The sequence below is a fragment of the Methylobacterium sp. P5_C11 genome, assembly GCF_054049775.1.
In genome coordinates this window covers 60,928-75,800 of the sequence record NZ_JBFULS010000016.1, presented here as the reverse complement: position 1 = coordinate 75,800, position 14,873 = coordinate 60,928, and the positions used below count along the sequence as shown (strand labels likewise).

Here is a 14,873-nt window from a genome sequence, read left to right as displayed (position 1 = left end):
TGGGATGCACCGTCTGCAACGCACGTCTTCCGGATTAGGGATCCCGCTCGTGGTGCGATAAGATACAGGCTGGCTCCGATGCCCCCGGAGCCGCGACATCGCCATGCCGGAGTGCTCCGAAGCTCCTCGTCCTGACGACCGTCAGTGTGAGAAGAGGAGGCTTGATGACTGTCGACAGCAGACCTGTAGCCATCCTCATCGCGGAGTCGGATCGGCTCGTCCGTATGGTCACGGCCGACATGCTGAGCGATGTCGGCTTTCGGGCCATCGAGGTGCGCACGGCCGCGGAGGCGTTGGCGGTGCTCGAAGAAATTGCCGCCGTACGCATGCTGATCACAGGGCGTGGCATCGTGGGCGATGGGGTGGCCCTCGCGCATCTCGTTCATCACCGCTGGCCCGCCGTCGGCATCATCGTCACCTCGGGAGCCGGCGCTGACCTGAAGCGCGCGTTGCCGCCGGGCACACGCCTGCTCAACAAGCCATACGATTTCGCGGACCTCATACACGAGGTGGAGGCCAGCCTCGGAGAGGTCGAGGACGAGCCCTCCGCCGCTCCCGTACTGCCTAGTGGCGTGCCGCCCCATACGGGAACGGAAGTGAGCGGCGGTGTCGGAGCTGTTGCGGCCCCCACCACCGAGCCGGACAAGACCTGACCTCCGCTCGCCCTTACCGTCCAGCCTCGATCGGTCACGGCGCCAGAGACAGCTTCGACGCACTCGATCCGCATCGCGGAAGCCCCACTGGATACCGTCCGTGCGTCGGCTTTCGCGATCGGCGCGCGTCAGCATGAACGGCGGAGGTGGGTCGTCAGCAGCCACCGCACGGTCCAGTTGATTGGCGTCCCACCTCAGGCCCGCCGCACGACCCGCGAAGCGCGCACCGCTGCGAGCGCCCCCGCCACGATCAGCAGGCCGGCGAGCGCCAACGCCGGGCTCGGGCTGGCATAGCCCGCCGCCACCAGGATCAGCGTCGAGAGCACGGGCGCCGCATAGGCCGTGACGCCGAGCAGGCGGACGTCGCCGCGCTTGCAGCCGATGTCCCAGAGGTAGAAGGCGGCGCCCACCGGTCCGAGGCCGAGCAGGACCACCGCGCCCCACTGCGCGGCATCGGCGGGCCAGACCGTCGCCTCGAAGGCGCCGTGACAGGCAAGGCTCAGCGCGGCCGTGGCGAGGCAGAAGCCCGCGACCGCATCCGTGGGCACCGCCCCGACCCGGGCCGAGAGCACCGAGTAGCCGGCCCAGACGAACGCTGCCGCCAGGGAGGCCGCGTAGCCCGGCACCGCGCCCGGCGCGAAGCCGAGATCGCCCCTGCCGGCGAACAGGGCCGCGACGCCGGCGAGGCCCAGGAAAGCCCCGGCGAGGTGGCCCGGACGCAGACCGGCCGAGCCCGGGAGCCGTGCGGAGAACAGGACGATGAGCAGCGGCCAGAGATAGTTGATCAACCCCGCCTCGGCCGGCGGCGCGAGACGCAGGGCGCTGAAATACAGGGCGTGGTAGCCGAACAGGCCGCCGACCCCGAGCAGCCAGACCGTCCAGGGCTGAATCAGCGCACGGGCGCGGCTCGGCCGGGCGATCCAGGTCGCGCAGCCGCACAGGCCGCCGATGAGGAAGGTCATGGCGGCGAGCTGGAACGGCGGAACCGCCCCGGAAGCCGCCGTGAAGAGGGCGAGCAGCGACCACAGCAGGATCGCCCCGAAACCCGCAAGGGTCGCGGCCGGCGTGCGGGCGGAGGGACTCGATGCGGACGCGCTCATGGCCCGCGGCTATCACGCGGCTCGCGAGTCGGCGAGACTGGGGTCACGCCGTCGTCACCGCGGTGCTCTACCTGCGATCCGAGAGGGGAGGTTCGCGATGCGTGCGATCTTGATCGGCCTGAGTCTGTTCCTGCTGGCGAGCCCCGGGCTCGCCGGCGAGGCCGCCCAGCTCGGGCCGCGGCCGTTCTACCTTGTCGACCGGCTCAAGCCCGGCCCCCTGAAGGACAAGCTCGCAGCCTGCGGCGTCAACCGGACCTACACGCCCAGGACCTTCTCGATCTCGCATCGCGGCGCGCCGCTGATGTTCCCCGAGCACACCCGGGAGGGCCTGATCGCTGCCGACCGGATGGGCGCCGGGATCATCGAGTGCGACGTGGCCTTCACCAAGGACCGGCAGCTCGTCTGCCGCCACAGTCAGTGCGACCTGCACACGACCACCGACATCCTGGCCCGGCCCGAATTCGCGGCGAAGTGCACGCAGGGCTTCGCGCCGGCCGATCCGGCGACCGGGCGCAAGGCCTCGGCCAAGTGCTGCACCAGCGACCTGACGCTGGACGAGTTCAAGGCGCTCAACGGCAAGATGGATGCGGCCGATCCGGAGGCCACGACGGTCGCAGCCTACATGAGCGCAACCCCGCGCTGGCGCACCGATCTCTATGCCGGCACCGGCACGCTGATGACCCACAGGGAGTACATCGCGCTCGTGAAGGGGATGGGGCGAAAGTTCACGCCCGAGTTGAAGGCACCCCAGGTCGCGATGCCGTTCGACGGCACCTACACCCAGGACATGTACGCCCAGCAGCTGATCGACGAGTACAGGCAGGCCGGCATCCCGGCCTCAGACGTCTATCCGCAAAGCTTCCAGCTCCGGGACATCCTGTACTGGCTCGACAAGGATCCGGATTTCGGCCGCCAGGCGATCTTCCTCGACGACCGCGACGAGACCGCCAAGGGCTTCGACCCGGAGAAGCCGGCCACGTGGCAGCCCGGCATGGCTGAGCTGGCGCAGAAAGGCGTGACGATCCTGGCCCCGCCGCTCTGGATGCTGGTCCGGCCGGGACCGGACGGGACGATCGAGCCCTCCACCTACGCCCGGGCGGCGAAGACGGCCGGGCTGGGCCTGATCGCGTGGTCCCTGGAGCGCTCGGGCCCCCTGAAGGGCGGCGGCGGATACTATTATCAGTCGATCAAGCCGGTGGTCACCGACGACGGCGACATCCTGCGGCTGCTCGATGTCCTGCACGGGCAGGTGGGCGTGCTGGGCGTCTTCTCCGACTGGCCTGCGACGACGACCTTCTACGCCAACTGCGTCGGCGCGCCGTAGGGGTGCGGCTCAGTCGGCCCACAGGGCTACGAGGGAGAAGACGCCGGCCATCGCGACGTTGACGATGAGGAAGCCGGCGATGATCAGGGCGAGCGTCATGAGGGGTTGTCTCGGCGTGCCGGAGCAAAGGGACAGGCGGCGGCCTCTCGGGGCGCCGCCGGGGATGGGCGTCTCAGTGCGGGAACAGCAGCAGGACGAGATGGCCCAGATGGGCGAAGTTGAGCGGCTTCCATCCGCGGGAGCGCTGAAGCGGCATGTAGATCACGCATTGCACCGCGGCGCTGCCGAGCATCGCCAGGAAAAACCATCCCCAGTCCTGCGTGACCATACCGATCGTGGCCGCGAACATCGCCGTCGTGGCGAAGATGAACTTGCTCGCGTTCCCCGGTCCCTGGGCGGTGACGTCCGACATCGTCGATCTCCCTGATATCGATCAGCGGGCGCGGCAGTTCGGGCCGTACCAAGTCATGGTCCGGCGATCCATGCCGCCCTCGGACGACGCTCCGCAGATCGGAAAGCCCGCGTCGCCGCTCCGCTGCAGGCTGACGATCTTGTAGAGGTCTTGCCGGGCCTCGCGGCGGCGGCTCTGCTCCGCGAGCTGCGCCTGCGCGTACAGGGTGCTGTTGGCCTGCGCGACGGCGCGCTCCTGGTGGAGCCCCATCATGCATTCGGCAAAGGCGTCGGTTCCGGGCTCGAAGCCGAAGGCAGCGCACTGGTTCCGATCCATCGCGTGGCGCTCCTGCGGCGTGACGCACGCGGCCAGCCCGAGGACACAGGCCGCGGCCAGACCAAGCTTCGCGACGGAGGGACGGGCGCGGCTCCGGGGGCTCGCCGGACGATCGGCACGAGCGGATGCGCTTAGCAAATAACAATCCAGTTCCTCACCGATAAACTGAACGCCGAATTTACCATTAATCCATTTGTTCATGATGACCATGGACTCGTAAACTGTCGGGGCGACCTTCCGCGACCCGATGGAACGAGAGATATACGAGGCCGGTCGAATTGTTCGTGTCTCAGAACACGCGGGCGATGGCGCCGATCGGTGCCCGCAATGCCCGTTATCCCGCCCGGCCCCGGAGACCGCGCGCCGAGAAGGGCCTTCGTCACGCTTTCACTCGTGGATCGCAGGGATAGATCGCTGGGCCTGCGCCGGAGCGCCCGCGCGCCGCGGTGTCGGGCCTCATGCCGGTCCGCACAGGCGGTGGCGTCGTCCGTACCGGTGGATGATCGGCGTGGCCGTCAGGCGGCCTTCGAGCGGCGGGTCCGAGCCGGGATCATGCGACCTCGCCGGGATGGGACCGCGCTCCGCACGGCGGACAAGCGGCCCGGCAGGCGCGTCCCCGTCGAAGGCCGGAAACCGCTGCCGAACCCGAATGCGGGCGCGCCGGCCTGAACCGTGCGCGCCCGCTGGCGATCAGACGAAGTGCTGGCCGCCGTTGATGGTCAGCGTCGAGCCGTTCACGAAGCCGGCCTCGTCGCTCGCCAGATACTCGACCGCGTGGGCGATCTCGTTGGCTTCGCCCAGGCGGCCCGTGGGAATGGTGGAGATGATCTTGTTGCGGATCTCCTCCGGCACCGCCATCACCATCTCGGTGGCGATGTAGCCCGGCGCGATCACGTTCACCGTGATGCCCTTGGACGCGCTCTCCTGCGCCAGGGCCTTGGCGAAGCCGATCACGCCGGCCTTGGCGGCCGAGTAGTTGGTCTGGCCGGCCTGGCCCTTCTGGCCGTTGATCGACGAGATGATGATGATGCGCCCGAAGTTGCGGCTGCGCATGCCCTCGATCAGCGGACGTGTGCAGGTGAACATCGAATCGAGATTGGTCTTGATGACGGCCTGCCACTTGTCGAAGGTCATCTTGTGGAAGGCGCCGTCCCGGGTGATGCCGGCGTTGTTCACCAGCACCTCAATCGGCCCCAGTTCGGCCTCGACCGCCTTGATGCCGGCCTCGCAGCTCGCGAGATCGCCGACGTCGAATTTGAAGACCGGGATGCCGGTCTCGGCCTTGAAGGCGTTGGCCGCCTCGTCGTTGCCGCCGTAATTGGCCGCGACCCGGTAGCCCTTGTCCTTGAGCCGCTTCGAGATCGCCGCGCCGATGCCGCGAGTGCCGCCCGTGACCAGGGCGACGCGTCCTTGAGCCATTGTTTCCTCCTGTTCGCATCCCGTGATGCCGCGTGCGGATGGCGTCCGCACGCGAATTTTTGTGATCTCGGCCTTAAGTCTAAGTTGTCCAGCAGGCTCGCCGCCCCGGAGCGATCAGGCCCGCTCGACGCACATCGCGACGCCCATGCCGCCGCCGATGCAGAGCGTGGCGAGGCCCTTCTTGGCGTCACGGCGCTTCATCTCGTGCAGCAGGGTGACGAGGACGCGGGCGCCGGACGCGCCGATCGGGTGACCGATGGCGATGGCGCCGCCGTTGACGTTCACCTTCGCGTCGTCCCAACCCATGTCCTTGTTCACCGCCAGCGCCTGGGCGGCGAAGGCCTCGTTGGCCTCGATCAGGTCGAGGTCGGACGGCTTCCAGCCGGCCTTCTCCAAGGCCTTGCGGGAGGCGGGAATCGGGCCAGTGCCCATCACCTTCGGATCGACGCCCGCGGTCGCCCAGGACTTGATCTTCGCGAGCGGGGTAAGGCCGCGGCGCTCGGCCTCCGAGGCCGACATCAGCACGAGGGCGGCGGCGCCGTCGTTGAGGCCCGAGGCGTTGGCCGCCGTCACGGTGCCGTCCTTGGTGAAGGCCGGCTTCAGCTTGGCCATCGCCTCCAGGGTAGCGCCGTCACGGATGTACTCGTCGGTGTCGACGATCGTGTCGCCCTTCCGGCCCGGCACCGTCACGGGGACGATCTCGTCCTTGAAGCGCCCCTCCTTGCGGGCGGCCTCGGCCTTGTTCTGCGACCGCGTGGCGAACTGGTCCTGCTGCTCGCGGGTGAGCTGGAAGGCCTGGGCGACGTTCTCGGCTGTCTGGCCCATGTGATAGCCGTTGAAGGCGTCCCACAGGCCGTCCTTGATCATGGTGTCGACGAGCTTGACGTCGCCCATCTTCTGGCCGGCGCGCAGGTACTGCGCGTGGGGCGAGAGCGACATGGATTCCTGTCCGCCGGCGACGATGACCTTGGCGTCGCCGTTGGCGATCTGCTGCATGCCGATGGCGACCGTGCGCAGGCCCGAGCCGCAGACCTGGTTGAGGCCCCAGGCGGTGGCCTTCTCGGGGATGCCGGCCTTGATGGCGGCCTGCCGGGCCGGGTTCTGGCCGGCGCCCGCAGTGAGCACCTGACCGAAGATCACCTCGTCCACGTCGTCCGGGGAGACCTTGGCCCGCTCCAGGGCGGCCTTGATGGCCGTGGCGCCGAGTTCGTGGGCCGGCACCGCCCCGAAGGCGCCGCCGAACGAGCCGACCGCCGTGCGCGCGGCCCCGACGATGACGATCTCTTCGCTGCCTGCCATGTGAACGTTCTCCTCTCGCGAGCCGGCGCGCCATTGTCGTGCTGGGCGCGCTCTATGCCGGTCTTGGGATGAAGGGCGTGGGATCAGCGAAGTCAAGGTTGCCGTTCAAAGCGCTAAATCGCGACGCCGACACACTTGCGGAATCGAGACGGTTCGTGCGTGGGAGCAGCCTGCATTATTCTGCGTTGAAGACGTGCAGTTTGCTGTTTTCTGCGCTCGGCGAAGGCTTTAAGGATCGTGTTGCGGGCGCGAAGACAGCCCCCGTCAGGCTGCACCGCGCGCCTGCAACGCCCCCCGGTCCCGAGTCCAGAAAGGCCGTTCCCGATGGCGGATACCGTCAAGGCCACCCAGACCGTCATCAAGAAGTACGCCAATCGGCGCCTTTATCACACCGGTACCTCGACCTACGTGACGCTGGAGGACCTCGCCACGATGGTCCAGAACGGCGAGGACTTCATCGTCTACGATGCGCGCACCGGCGACGACATCACCCGCTCGGTACTCACGCAGATCATCTTCGAGCAGGAGAACAAGGCCGGGGCCGAGAATCTGCTTCCCGTGGCGTTCCTCCGCCAGCTGATCCGGTTCTACGGCGACAGCATGCGCACGATGGTGCCGAGTTTCCTCGAATTCTCCATGGCGAATTTCGCCAAGGACCAAGACGGGTTGCGCGAGAAGTTCGCCCACAGCTTCGGTCCGGCCGCGTTCCAGAACGCGATCGAGCAGCAGGTGCGCACCAACATGAACTTCTTCGGCGACGCCATGAAGATGTTCACGGGGTTCGCGCCGCCCGCAACGGGGGCGCAGCCGACCACGGCGGCACAGCCCGCAGCCTATGCCGGCGGCGAGCTGGACGACCTCAAGCGCCAGATGCTGGAGATGCAGCAGCGCCTCGAGGCGCTCGCGAAAAAATAATCGGTAGTCGGCGCGACCGGATAAAGGGTTGACGATTAGTAAACGCCGGCCCCACCTTTGCGACACCGGCACGGAAACGTGCGGAGGGCGTGGCCATGGTGCGGATCGGAACAGTCAGCCGTCTCGATCCGGTACAGGCCCGGCCCGGCCGACGCGCGCCGGATGTGATGTCATCGACAGACGCGGAGCCGGGTCAGCCGACGGCCCGCGCCCTCACCGTCATCGATGGTGGGCAGTCCGACGGGCGGCGGGAGGCTCTGTCGGCGGAACGTGCGGCGGTCGGGAAACCCCGGGCCGTCTTCGTCGCGCAGCTGCTGTCGGCCGACGACCCGACCTTGCAGCCGTCGCGCCTGGAACGGACCCGGGTGGCCGCCGCGCGCTACGCGGAAGCTGCGCGGCGCCTCGCCTGAGGCGCCGCCCTCGCGAAGCTCAGGCCTCTGCGGACTTCACCTTCAGGACCTGACGGCCGCGGTACATGCCGGTCTTGAGGTCGATATGGTGCGGACGGCGCAGCTCGCCCGAATCCTTGTCCTCGACGTAGGTCGGCGCCTTGAGGGCGTCGGCCGAGCGGCGCATGCCGCGGCGGGAGGGGGAAGTCTTTCGCTTCGGAACGGCCATGGCTGGATCCTTCGTGACGCCGCGGACAAAGCGGCGCGCGGGCGGCTCCTCGATCGAGGATCGCCTCGCACACCGCGGGATACGGATGAGGGCGGGCTTATAGCCTCGGCGCCGGCGCCTGGCTAGGGGTTCCGGGCCACAACCGTTAAGCGTGGGTTCAAGCGGCGCGGCGCAGATCTGACGCGACGGTACCGCTGAGCGGGCCGTGCCCCTCGGGAGAACGCCATGGCCTCCTCCACCAAGACACTCGCCCTCCTCGCCCTCCTGTCGAGCCTCGTCGGGGTACCGGCCCTGGCGCAGTCGCCCCAGGCGCCGACCACCGCAGCGCCGACGGCACCCATGAAGCCCGCGGCCCCGAGCGCGCCGGTCGCCGGCTCGCCGAACGCCGCCAAGGGCGTGCTCGTCGACCTCAACAGCGCCAGCGCCGAGGAACTCGACGCCCTGCCCGGCATCGGTGCGGCCCGCGCCGCCGCGATCATCAAGGGCCGCCCCTACCACGGCAAGGACGACCTGGTCTCCAAGAAGATCCTCTCAAAGGGCGTCTACGACGGCATCAAGGACAAGGTCATCGCCAAGCAGAAATAGGCGCAGAAACAGGCGCGCCTATTCGGCGATCGCCCCCTGCGGCATGGAAAAGCCCGAAGGCGTCTTCTGGGCCGCGGCCTTCGGGGCCGCGTGCCGGGGGGGCGCCTTCTTGCGAGCCTCGGCCTTGGGAGCCTTGACGGCAGGCGGGCTTTCGCAGGCGCGGAAGGAGAGCTGCGCCAGGGGCGTCCCCTCCTCGGTGACGATCGCGATCGGATCGGGGAAGGTCGGCAGCGCCGGCTGCCAGCGAATCGATCCGCCCAACATCGCCTCGATGGCCGACGCCGCGCTGCCGCGCCGCAGCGTGGTGAAGTCCGGTCCGTAGGCGGTCGCGACCTTGCCGGCGATCACGACCTGGAGAACCTCGTTCACCTCGGGCGTCAGCGGCCTGAGCGGGTTCGTCGTCCGGACCTGCCCGGCCCGGGTGATCAGCATCTTGAACCCTTTGCCGTTCTCGAAGCGGGCCGCCGATGTCCCGCAGGGCTGTGCGAGGGGCGGGCCGGCTGCCGGCGTGGGCGTTGGCGCCTGAGCGGCGGGCGGCTCCGAGGTGGGCGCCGGAGCCGGTGTGGCCTGGGCGGGAGCGGCCTGGGCGGGAGCGGCCGGCGCAGGCGGATTGCCGGCGGGAGCCGCCGGAACGGCCTGCCCCATCGACAGGCACAGGGGGGCGGCCAGCAGCAGCCGGCCTGCTCCGCATGCGAAAGGCCTCATTGGCCGGCTCCCGGCAGGTCTCGACGGCGGGGCTCGCCGCGCTCAGTTCGGTCGAGCGCCCGGATCGGTTCCAATTCAATCGCTTCCAGATCGAGAACGCGTGGATCGAGAACCTGGGCGCTGCGGTCGATCGGACTCCTGCGGGGTCCGATGGATCCGATGAGCAGATTCTCATCCTCATGGTCGAGTTCGGCGCCCATGCGCAGGGGCTCGCGCCGGCCGCGGGCCGCCATCGCGGCGACGGCGACGAGGGCGACGGCGAAGACCAGGATAGCCAGGATGATCAACAGGCGCTCCATGAGGAGGCAAGCTCTAACCCGCGCGTGGGGCCGCCGCCACCCCGTCGAGTCCCCGATCGCGCGCGGAACGCTCCTTGCGTGGCTCGCCCGACCGGGTAGATGCGGGCAGACCGGAGCCGGGACCGACCGATGCAGCATGAGCCGAGCCGCGAGCCCGAGGAACTGGAGGCGCACCTCCTCGGACTGATCGAGGCCGCCCGGGATCAGGCCCGGGAGGACCCGTTCCGCAACCCCGTCCTGGCGGTGACCCTCGCGATCACCCGCCGGTTCGACCGGAACGAGATCGCGACGGGCGACCTGGAAGCCCTGTTCGTGCGCCTGCGCGCCGCCGCCCTGGCGGCCCGGGCAGAGCGGCTGCGGGCCTATGTGGGTCTCGACGGCGGCTCGGAGGATCCCCAGGCGGCGATCCCCGCCCGCCTCGTGGCCGCCGTCCCGGACCGGCCCGACAGCCTTGAGGCCTTCGCGGCCCTGATCCACCGCACCGCCTTCGCGGTGGTGTTCACCGCCCATCCGACCTTCGGCATGCCGAGGGCCGTCGCCGGCCTCCTCGCCGAGGCCGCGAGCCTGCCCGATCCCGGCGCCCGTGCCGGCTTGATCGCCCGCGCTGCGGCCCTGTCCACGCGACCGGACGCGCCGATCACCCTGGATGTCGAGTTCGAGCAGGCCTGCGCAGCGGCCAATAACGGCCGTCTCGCCCTGGACGCCTTCAACGGCGCCGTTCTCGACGCCGCCCGCGCCCGCTGGCCGGAAGGCTGGACGGAGCTGACGCCCCGCCCGTTCGCCATCGCCAGCTGGGTCGGCTGCGACACGGACGGGCGCACCGATATCGGCTGGTGGGACACCCTGCGCTACCGCCTGATCTCGAAGCGCATGCAATTCGACCGGGTGATGCGCGACCTGCCCGAGATCGCCGCCTGCCGCGAGGTCCGGTCCCTGGCCGAGAACGCCCTGGCAGCGGTGAACCGCCAGCTCGCGGTGGCGCCGCGCCTGGGCGACAAGCCGTCCCTCGAAGCGGTCCACCGCTTCGCCTTGGCGCTCATCATCGAGCGCGAGCGTGCCCAGACCGATGCGGGCGCCCTCGTGGCCGGGCTGACGACCGCCCTGGACTCCGCCGACGACGCGGCGGACAAGCGGCGGATCGCCGTCCTGCGCGCGGGCGTCGCGACCCACGGCCTGTCGAACGCCCTGCCGCATTTCCGGCTGAACGCCAGCCAGATCCACAACGCGGTCCGCCGGGTGATCGACCTGGAGGGCGAGCCCGCCGACGCGGCCCGGCGCCGCTCGCATCTCGCGACCATCCACGCCCTGCTCAACGACGTCCGCCCGGTCGCCGTCGATTTCGGGGCGCTGGCGGCCGAGCGGGCCTCCGCCGCCCGCCTGATGATGACGATCGCCCAGATCCTCAAGCACGTGGACGGCACCCATCCGGTGCGCTTCCTGATCGCCGAGACCGAGACCGGCTACACCCTGCTCGCCGCCCTCTGGCTGGCCCGCCACTACGGCATCGCCGACAAGCTGGAGATCACGCCGCTGTTCGAGACGGCGAGCGCACTCGAGCAGGGCATCCGGGTGCTCGACGACGCCCTGCGCAACCCGCACTGGCGCCAATACCTCAAGCGCATCGGCCGGCTCACCGTGCAGTTCGGCTACTCGGATTCCGGTCGCTACGTCGGCCAGCTGGCGGCGACCTTCTGGATCGAGCGGCTGCGGCTGCGGATCACCGAGATGCTGGTCCAGAACGGCCTCTCCGACGTCGAGCTGGCGATCTTCGACACCCACGGCGAGTCGATCGGGCGCGGCGCGCATCCGACCTCCCTGCGCGACCGCCTCGCCTACCTCGCCCCCGAGGATGCGCGGGACCGCGCCCGGAAGGCCGGCATCCGGGTCCGCCTCGAATCGAGCTTCCAGGGTACCGACGGCTACCTGCTCTACGGCACCGAGGCGCTGGCGGCGGCGAGCGTCGCCCGGATCGCCGAGCACGTCTACGCGCTGGACGTCACCGAGGAGGACACCTTCTCGGACTATGCCCTCAACGACCATCCGAAGGGGTCGGCACCCAAGGACGATCCGATCTATTCCGAGCCGGATTTCGCCCTCGAATTCTTCACCGCGGCCCGCCAGGACATGGAGGCGCTGGTCGACGATCCGGGCTACGCCGCCCTGCTCGGCACCTTCGGCCCGAGCCTGATCGACCGCACCGGCTCCCGTCCCGTGGCGCGCCAGTCCGACAATGGCGGCCCGGCCCGGATCACCCATCCGCGCCAGATGCGGGCGATCCCCAACAACGCGATCCTGCACCAGCTCGGCTTCCTGGCGAATTCGCTCCACGGGATCGGCCGGGCCGCCCAGCGCGGCCCGGACCTGTTCCGGGACATGCGCCGCGATTCGGTGCGGTTCTCCCGGGCCTTCCGGCTGGTGCAGCACGCGGCCTCCGTAGGCGACCTCGACGTCCTGCGCGCCTACATCGACACCCTCGATCCGGCCGTGTGGCTGGAGCGGGCGCGGCGCACGCAGAAGGATTTCCGCCGGGACGAGCTGGTGGTGATCTCCGGTGCCCTCGAGCGCCTCGATCTCGCCCCCGCCCTCCGCAACCTGTTCGGACGGCTGACCCGCGACTGGCTCGCCCTGCGAGCGGCCGCCCCCGACCTCCCGGCCATGTCGGCGCGGCTGACCCTGCTCCACGCGCTGCGGCTGGCCCTGATCCACCGGATCTGGTTCCTGGCGGTGCACATCCCGGGATTCCGGCCGCAGGCGGGCATCTCCCGCGAGCAGCTGCTGGAGCGCGTCCTGCGCCTCGACATCGACGGCTGCCTGACGCTCCTCGACGCGATCTTCCCGATCACGCCGGATCCGACGCTCGGCCTAAACTTCGGCGAGCCCGCGGGGCCGCGGGATGTCGGCACCTACGAGGCGGAGCACGCCAACCTGTTCCAGCCGATCCGCCGGATGTTCGATCAGGTCCGCGAAATCTCCGGTATGATCCAGCACGAGGTCGGGGCGTTCGGCTGACGGGGCCTTTGCCCTCGGCGGCGCTCGCAAGGCCGGCTCGGTACCGAGGGGAGCGGCCCGCGGCGGCCTGTCGGGCGCGCGGGCGCCGGCCTATATCGCCCGTCATGGAACAGGTCGTCGTGTGGTTCGATGGGGGTTGCCCGCTCTGCCGGCGGGAGATCGCGCTCATGCGCCGGCTGGATCGGCGCGGCGCGATCACCTTTATCGACGTCGCGGAAAATGCGGGCGCCTGTCCCGCGTCGCGGGCGGACATGCTGGCGCGTTTCCACGCGCGGGAAGGCGGGCGCGTGCTGACCGGTGCCGCGGCCTTCGCGGCGATGTGGCGTGCGATCCCGGTCCTGCGCCCGCTCGGTCTCCTCGCGCGGTCCGGCATGGTCCTGAGCCTGCTCGAGCGGCTCTACGGCCTGTTCCTCCGCGTCCGACCCCGGCTGCAGCGGCTGGTCCGGCGGTTCGACCAGCGGCGGGTGCGGACCTGATCCCGATCTCCGAGGGGAGACACGGCCTTTTTCGAGGCGGCCCGGGATTGCGATCCCCGGCTGATACCGGGCGGCCGGCCCGCGCAACGCCCCTTCGCGGTCAGGGACGACCGCCCGCCGCCTCGACCCGCAGGATCGTTCCCGTCATGCCCGTCACCCGCACCCGGCAGCCCGCCGGAAGATCCGGCCCGGCGACCCGCCAGAGCGTATCGTCGAAGTGGATCCGGCCCGCACCCTGCACGATCGGCTCTTCGAGGAAGCCCTCGCGCCCGATCAGGCCGCGGTCGGCGCGGTTCAGGCCGGACCCCGCTCGTCCGGCGCCGCGCCGCTGCAGACGGGTGGCGACCCCGACCAGGACGACGGCCAACGCCGCGAACAGCAGGGTCTGAGCCTGCCAGGGCATGGGCAGCGCTGCGGCGGCGAGACCGGTCGCGAGCGCCGCGAGGCCGAGCCAGATCAGGAACACGCCCGGCACGAGGATCTCGGTCCCCGCCAGCACGAGCCCGGCGACGACCCAGCTCCAGGCTGGGCCGAGCGCCGCGACCGCGTCGGCGACGGATGTGAGCATGGCCCGCGTCAGGCCCGCGGCGGGGCGACGTTGGGCGGGGTCCCGGTGCGCCGGGGCGCCGGGGCGCCATCACCGAACACCGAGCGGGTCAGTTCTCCGATGCCACCGAGCGTCCCCGCCAGCGCCGCCGCCTCGATCGGTACAACGACGACCCGCTGGTTGGGCGCCGTGGCGATCGCCCGCACGGCGTCGACGTACTTCTCCGCGACGAGGAAATTCGCGGCCGCGATGTCGCCCTCGGCGATCGCCCGGCTGACCATGCCGGTCGCGGCCGCCTCCGCCTCGGCGGAGCGCTCCCGCGCCTCCGCGTCGCGGAACGCGGCCTCGCGCCGACCCTCGGCCTCCAAGATGGCCGACTGCTTGCGCCCTTCGGCCCGCAGGATCTCGGCGGCGCGCTGACCCTCGGCCTCCAGGATCGAGGCACGCTTCTCGCGCTCGGCCTTCATCTGGCGGGCCATGGCCCCGGCAAGGTCGGCCGGGAGAACGATGTCCTTGATCTCGATGCGGTTGATCTTCACGCCCCAGGGCGAAGCCGCCGCGTCCATCACCCGCAGCAGACGCTCGTTGATCTCGTCGCGATGGGCCAGCAGCTGGTCGAGGTCCATCGAGCCGACCACGGTGCGAATATTCGTCATGGTCAGGGTCGTGGCGGCGAGGTCGAGGTTCGTGACCTCGTAGGAGGCCCGCGCCGCGTCGAGCACTTGGTAGAACACCACCGCATCGATGGTGACGCCGGCATTGTCGCGGGTGAACGCCTGCTGGCTCGGAACGTCGATCACCTGCTCCATCACGTTGACCCGCCGGCCGACGCGCTCGATGAACGGCGTGATCAGCCCGAGACCAGCCTCCAGGCTGCGTGCGTAGCGTCCGAAGCGCTCCACCGTGTAGACGTAGCCCTGCGGGACGATCTTCACGCCTGCCGCCAGGGTGACGATCGCCAGCGCCGCGACACCCACCGCGAACACGCTGAGCCCGACCGGAAGCCCCATCGCGCCCTCTCCCCCTTCACTCGCCGCATCGCGTCCGGCGGGCGACGCGCAGGCAGCTTAACAGGTCGATGCAGGCTCCGCGACACGGGCGGAATCCGGCCCCGCGCCGTCCGGAGGGTGAACGGCCCACCACCGGTCTCGATCATCATTGGTTCAGGCCGCCGCGCCTAAACAGCCGGCAAGCGCC

At 70.1% G+C, this 14,873-nt stretch carries 17 protein-coding genes; 7 read left to right on the top strand and 10 right to left on the bottom strand.

Annotated features, from left to right (window positions below):
• The first annotated feature begins 164 nt into the window (after nucleotides 1–164).
• Entirely contained in the window at nucleotides 165–653 is a 489-nt protein-coding gene (locus ACXJKQ_RS11265; RefSeq protein ID WP_457105834.1) for a response regulator, read from the top strand.
• 194 nt (nucleotides 654–847) lie between these two features.
• Here ACXJKQ_RS11265 and yddG read toward each other — a convergent pair whose 3' ends face one another.
• Complete coding sequence (yddG, locus tag ACXJKQ_RS11260; RefSeq protein WP_457105833.1) at nucleotides 848–1,753, bottom strand: aromatic amino acid exporter YddG; 906 nt, start codon at nucleotides 1,751–1,753, stop codon at nucleotides 848–850.
• Between the two features lie 97 nt (nucleotides 1,754–1,850).
• On the opposite strand from yddG, the gene ACXJKQ_RS11255 reads away from it, so the two are divergent.
• The gene (locus ACXJKQ_RS11255) at nucleotides 1,851–3,077 is read left to right on the top strand and encodes a glycerophosphodiester phosphodiesterase family protein (protein ID WP_457105832.1); all 1,227 of its coding nucleotides are present in this window, start codon (nucleotides 1,851–1,853) and stop codon (nucleotides 3,075–3,077) included.
• A gap of 172 nt (nucleotides 3,078–3,249) precedes the next feature.
• On the opposite strand, the gene ACXJKQ_RS11250 is transcribed toward ACXJKQ_RS11255, so the two are convergent.
• From ACXJKQ_RS11250 to ACXJKQ_RS11235, 4 genes are all read right to left on the bottom strand, one after another.
• Complete coding sequence (locus tag ACXJKQ_RS11250; RefSeq protein WP_457105831.1) at nucleotides 3,250–3,489, bottom strand: hypothetical protein; 240 nt, start codon at nucleotides 3,487–3,489, stop codon at nucleotides 3,250–3,252.
• 21 nt (nucleotides 3,490–3,510) lie between these two features.
• Complete coding sequence (locus ACXJKQ_RS11245) at nucleotides 3,511–4,014, bottom strand: hypothetical protein (RefSeq protein WP_457105830.1); 504 nt, start codon at nucleotides 4,012–4,014, stop codon at nucleotides 3,511–3,513.
• A gap of 480 nt (nucleotides 4,015–4,494) precedes the next feature.
• Nucleotides 4,495–5,223, bottom strand: coding sequence for an acetoacetyl-CoA reductase (gene phbB / locus ACXJKQ_RS11240; protein ID WP_457105829.1), 729 nt, complete (start codon nucleotides 5,221–5,223; stop codon nucleotides 4,495–4,497).
• Nucleotides 5,224–5,337: 114 nt separating this feature from the next.
• Entirely contained in the window at nucleotides 5,338–6,522 is a 1,185-nt protein-coding gene (locus ACXJKQ_RS11235) for an acetyl-CoA C-acetyltransferase (RefSeq protein WP_457105828.1), read from the bottom strand.
• A 324-nt stretch (nucleotides 6,523–6,846) separates the two neighbouring features.
• Between ACXJKQ_RS11235 and phaR the strand changes: the two genes are divergently transcribed.
• The gene (gene phaR, locus ACXJKQ_RS11230) at nucleotides 6,847–7,437 is read left to right on the top strand and encodes a polyhydroxyalkanoate synthesis repressor PhaR (RefSeq protein ID WP_457105827.1); all 591 of its coding nucleotides are present in this window, start codon (nucleotides 6,847–6,849) and stop codon (nucleotides 7,435–7,437) included.
• Between the two features lie 167 nt (nucleotides 7,438–7,604).
• A complete protein-coding gene (locus tag ACXJKQ_RS11225) occupies nucleotides 7,605–7,847 on the top strand; it encodes a hypothetical protein (protein WP_457105826.1) in 243 nt (80 codons plus the stop codon).
• Nucleotides 7,848–7,866: 19 nt separating this feature from the next.
• Here the strand turns inward: ACXJKQ_RS11225 and rpmF are convergent, their stop codons facing one another.
• Nucleotides 7,867–8,055 (bottom strand): 50S ribosomal protein L32, encoded by a 189-nt coding sequence (gene rpmF, locus ACXJKQ_RS11220; RefSeq protein ID WP_003601373.1) that lies wholly within the window; start codon nucleotides 8,053–8,055, stop codon nucleotides 7,867–7,869.
• Between the two features lie 225 nt (nucleotides 8,056–8,280).
• Here rpmF and ACXJKQ_RS11215 point away from each other — a divergent pair, with 225 nt between their 5' ends.
• Nucleotides 8,281–8,640: a helix-hairpin-helix domain-containing protein gene (locus ACXJKQ_RS11215; RefSeq protein WP_457105825.1), complete on the top strand. Its 360-nt coding sequence runs from the start codon at nucleotides 8,281–8,283 to the stop codon at nucleotides 8,638–8,640.
• 18 nt (nucleotides 8,641–8,658) lie between these two features.
• On the opposite strand, the gene ACXJKQ_RS11210 is transcribed toward ACXJKQ_RS11215, so the two are convergent.
• Entirely contained in the window at nucleotides 8,659–9,345 is a 687-nt protein-coding gene (locus tag ACXJKQ_RS11210) for a hypothetical protein (protein WP_457105824.1), read from the bottom strand.
• Nucleotides 9,342–9,632 carry a hypothetical protein gene (locus tag ACXJKQ_RS11205; RefSeq protein WP_457105823.1) on the bottom strand — a complete coding sequence of 97 codons (291 nt, stop codon included), beginning with the start codon at nucleotides 9,630–9,632 and terminating at the stop codon, nucleotides 9,342–9,344. Before ACXJKQ_RS11205 ends, ACXJKQ_RS11210 begins: the two co-directional genes overlap by 4 nt.
• Before the next feature lie 141 nt (nucleotides 9,633–9,773).
• Here ACXJKQ_RS11205 and ACXJKQ_RS11200 point away from each other — a divergent pair, with 141 nt between their 5' ends.
• Both ACXJKQ_RS11200 and ACXJKQ_RS11195 read left to right on the top strand, forming a co-directional pair.
• A complete protein-coding gene (locus tag ACXJKQ_RS11200) occupies nucleotides 9,774–12,653 on the top strand; it encodes a phosphoenolpyruvate carboxylase (protein ID WP_457105822.1) in 2,880 nt (959 codons plus the stop codon).
• A 104-nt stretch (nucleotides 12,654–12,757) separates the two neighbouring features.
• Nucleotides 12,758–13,129, top strand: coding sequence for a thiol-disulfide oxidoreductase DCC family protein (locus ACXJKQ_RS11195; protein WP_457105821.1), 372 nt, complete (start codon nucleotides 12,758–12,760; stop codon nucleotides 13,127–13,129).
• 100 nt (nucleotides 13,130–13,229) lie between these two features.
• On the opposite strand, the gene ACXJKQ_RS11190 is transcribed toward ACXJKQ_RS11195, so the two are convergent.
• A complete protein-coding gene (locus ACXJKQ_RS11190; protein WP_457105820.1) occupies nucleotides 13,230–13,697 on the bottom strand; it encodes an NfeD family protein in 468 nt (155 codons plus the stop codon).
• A gap of 8 nt (nucleotides 13,698–13,705) precedes the next feature.
• Nucleotides 13,706–14,686, bottom strand: coding sequence for an SPFH domain-containing protein (locus ACXJKQ_RS11185; protein WP_457105819.1), 981 nt, complete (start codon nucleotides 14,684–14,686; stop codon nucleotides 13,706–13,708).
• Nucleotides 14,687–14,873: the final 187 nt, after the last annotated feature.